Here is a 3,249-nt window from a genome sequence, read left to right on the forward strand (position 1 = left end):
CGCCCACGCCGGGCCGCTGCCCGGCCAGCGCCAGCGCGCCGGGCGACACGTCCAACGCCAGATAGGCGCGCGCCGCCGGCGCCAGATACTGCGTCCAGTAGCCGCTGCCGCAAGCCAGCTCCAGCACCCTGCGGCCGAAATACTGCTGCGGCAGCCAGCGTCGCAGCCAGGCCAGATCCAACGCCCGCTCCGGCTGCTCGTAAACCGTATCGTAGAACGCCACGCGCTCCGCGTAGCCATCGTCATCCCGATTCATTCCCGCGTCCTCGCCATCAAACACTCAATCAGCATAACACGCCAGGAAAATGCTATTTCATCAACATCATTACGTAAATAATAAATGTATTTCATTATATAAATAATATTTGAATACAGACTCTAGCCGTAATCGATAATTCATCCCGCCAAATGCCGTATCAAAATCAGGTCGTCAAACCTGTCTCTTCGATCCCCTGCCGGGCTGTTCCCAAAAAAACGCCCCGCCGGCAAAAACCGGCGGGGCGTAAAAACCAATTCAATCTCGCGGCGGACGCCTCGCTCAGAAGAAGCCCAGCTTGTCCTCGCCATAGCTGACCAGCAGGTTCTTGGTCTGCTGGTAATGCTCCAGCATCATCTTGTGCGTCTCGCGGCCGATGCCCGACTGTTTGTAGCCGCCGAATGCGGCATGCGCCGGGTAGGCGTGATAACAGTTGGTCCACACCCGGCCGGCCTCGATGTGGCGGCCCATGAAGAAGGCGGTGTTCATGTCGCGCGTCCACACGCCGGCGCCAAGGCCGTACAGCGTGTCATTGGCGATCGCCAGCGCCTCGTCGCGATCCTTGAAAGTGGTGACCGACACCACCGGGCCGAAGATCTCCTCCTGGAAGATGCGCATCTTGTTGTGGCCGTGGAACACGGTGGGCTGGATATAGAAGCCGCCAGCCAGGTCGCCGTCCAGTTGAGCGCGTCCTCCGCCGGCCAGCAGCTTGGCGCCCTCGTCGCGGCCGATGGCCAGATAGCTCTGAATCTTGTCCATCTGCTCCTGCGACGCCTGCGCGCCTATCATCGTCGCCGGATCCAGCGGATTGCCCTGCTTGATCGCCGCGACGCGGGCCAACGCCTTTTCCATGAAGCGGTCGTAGATCGATTCGTGGATCAGCGCGCGGCTGGGGCAGGTGCACACCTCGCCCTGGTTCAGCGCGAACATCACGAAGCCCTCGATCGCCTTGTCGAGGAAGGCGTCGTCTTTCGCGGCGACGTCGCCGAAGAAGATGTTCGGCGACTTGCCGCCCAGCTCCAGCGTCACCGGGATCAGGTTCTGGCTGGCGTACTGCATGATCAGCCGGCCGGTGCCGGTTTCGCCGGTGAAAGCGATCTTGGCGATGCGCTTGGAGCTGGCCAGCGGCTTGCCGGCCTCGACGCCGAAGCCGTTGACCACATTGAGCACGCCCGGCGGCAGCAAATCGCCGATCAACTCCATCAGCACCAGGATGGACAGCGGCGTCTGCTCGGCCGGCTTCAGCACCACGCAGTTGCCGGCGGCCAGCGCCGGCGCCAGCTTCCACGCCGCCATCAGGATGGGGAAGTTCCACGGAATGATCTGGCCGACCACGCCCAGCGGCTCGTGGAAATGGTAGGACACGGTGTTGGCGTCGATCTCGCCCAGGCTGCCTTCCTGCGCGCGCACGCAGGAGGCGAAATAGCGGAAGTGGTCGATCGCCAGCGGAATGTCGGCGGCTCGAGTCTCGCGGATGGGCTTGCCGTTGTCCCAGGTTTCCACCTCGGCCAGCAGGGCCAGATTGGCCTCCATCCGGTCGGCGATCCTGTTCAGCACGATGGCGCGCTCGGTCACCGGGGTGTGGCCCCAGGCGTAGCGGGCAGCATGGGCGGCATCCAGCGCCAGCTCCACGTCCTGCTCGTCCGAACGCGGAATCTCACACAACGGCTGGCCGGTGATCGGCGTCACGTTCTCGAAGTAGCGGCCATTGACCGGCGGCACCCAGCGGCCGCCGATGTAGTTGGCGTAACGCGATTTCAGTTCGAATCCTGGCTTGAGTTGCATTGCGGTCTCCTCGGTGTGGTGGCTTCTGCGAACTGTTTGTTGCGCAAGTCCCATGCCAGCCATTATCCGCATTGCATGGCAGCATCGCGCCAAGCCAGACCAGTCCGGGTGTTCGGTCTCCGCATGCCGCGGCGCAACAAACAACTGGAAAATCAGCCGCTTGCCTGCTTGGCCGAAACGGCCATAATCGGCTGCATTCCCCACCGAAACTGTCGCGCATCGGCACAGCTGTCCCGCCGCCGCGCGACACCCTGCCGGAGCCGCGCATGAAACCCACCGCCCGCTTGCCGCTGGACGAGATCCGACGCCGCTTTTTCGCCGGCCAGCCGCTGCCCGGCCAGGCGTTGCCGCCGTCCATCCTGCACTCCTGGCAACGCTGCCAGGGCCTGGGCCTGTCCGCCGGCGGCCGCGGCGGCGACCGATTGACCGACGGCGAGCTGCGCGACCGGCGCGATGCCAGCGCCGACTGGCTGGAGCCGGCGCGGCCGGCGCTGGCCGGGCTGTACGAGCAGGTGTCGGCCGGCGGCCTGGCGCTGGTGGTGGCCGACCGGAGGGGCCTGGTGCTGGACCAGGCCGGGGACATCGGCTTTCTCGACAAGGCCGAGCGGCTGGCGCTGACGCCGGGCATGGACTGGAGCGAGGCCGCGCGCGGCACCAACGCCATCGGCACCGCGCTGGCCGCGGCCGATAGCGTGCTGGTGCGCGGCGCCGAGCACTATCTGGAGCGCAACCGGGCGCTCAGCTGCGCCGCCTGCCCGCTGCTCGGCCCCCAGGGCCAATTGCTTGGCGTGCTCGACATCAGCGGCCCCGGCCGCAAGCTGGGCGACGCGCAGCGGCTGGCGCTGCACGCCGCGCGCGCGCAAATCGAAGCGCGCCAATTGGAAGAGGCCGCGCGCCACGGCTGGCGGCTCACGCTGCACGCCGATCCGCGCTGGCTGGGCAGCCCGGCAGCCAGCCAGCTGGTATTCGACGGCGATGGCCGGCTGCTGGCGGCCAACCGCGCCGGCCTCGCGCTGTGCGGGCTGGAGCCGGACGCCTGGCAGCCGCGCCATTTCGCCGCGCTGTTCGGCCAGAGCCTGGAACACTGGCTGGACCGCCATGGCCCGGCCGCCGGCCTGCTGGCGTTAGGCCACCACCGGCTGTCGGCCCGGCTGCGCCCGCCGCCGCTCCCGCTCCCCAAGCCAAGCGCGCCCGCCGCCGGCACGCCG

Annotated in this window: 3 protein-coding genes; 1 reads left to right on the forward strand and 2 read right to left on the reverse strand. The window is 66.9% G+C overall.

Annotation, left to right across the window (positions count from 1 at the left end; genetic code table 11):
* Both LQR33_RS24065 and adh read right to left on the reverse strand, forming a co-directional pair.
* On the reverse strand, window positions 1-256 hold a 256-nt coding region (locus LQR33_RS24065), incomplete at its 3' end, for a methyltransferase domain-containing protein (protein WP_231470755.1).
* Between the two features lie 282 nt (window positions 257-538).
* Window positions 539-2,041, reverse strand: a complete 1,503-nt coding sequence (gene adh / locus LQR33_RS24070; RefSeq protein WP_021475407.1) for an aldehyde dehydrogenase — start codon at window positions 2,039-2,041, stop codon at window positions 539-541.
* 266 nt (window positions 2,042-2,307) lie between these two features.
* Here adh and LQR33_RS24075 point away from each other — a divergent pair.
* Window positions 2,308-3,249, forward strand: a 942-nt coding sequence (locus LQR33_RS24075) for a sigma-54-dependent Fis family transcriptional regulator (RefSeq protein WP_231470756.1), incomplete at its 3' end; no start/stop codon positions are given.

Origin of the sequence: Chromobacterium piscinae (assembly GCF_021129175.1) — a bacterium.
Lineage (GTDB): Bacteria > Pseudomonadota > Gammaproteobacteria > Burkholderiales > Chromobacteriaceae > Chromobacterium > Chromobacterium piscinae.